This window comes from Paenibacillus xylanilyticus (genome assembly GCF_013359935.1).
Lineage (GTDB): Bacteria > Bacillota > Bacilli > Paenibacillales > Paenibacillaceae > Paenibacillus > Paenibacillus xylanilyticus.
The window spans coordinates 1-281 of sequence record NZ_JABMCB010000112.1; the positions used below are offsets into that span (position 1 = coordinate 1).

The 281-nt window shown below is 53.7% G+C and carries 1 rRNA gene; it reads left to right on the forward strand.

Annotated elements, in window-relative coordinates:
- Positions 1-281: ribosomal RNA gene (locus HP552_RS01230) — 23S ribosomal RNA — on the forward strand; the annotation flags it as partial.

The following is a 281-nucleotide window of genomic DNA, read 5'->3' on the forward strand; positions in this document are numbered from 1 at the left end:
AACAATAGTGATTCCGTCAGTAGCGGCGAGCGAACGCGGAGAAGCCCAAACCAGAGAGCTTGCTCTCTGGGGTTGTGGGACGTCTCACATGGAGTTACAAAGGAACCGGTTAAACGAAGAGGTCTGGAAAGGCCCGCCAACGAAGGTAAAAGCCCTGTAATTGAAAGTCTGTTCCCTCCGAGACGGATCCCGAGTAGTGCGGGGCACGTGAAACCCCGTATGAATCCGGCAGGACCATCTGCCAAGGCTAAATACTTCCTAGCGACCGATAGTGAAGCAGT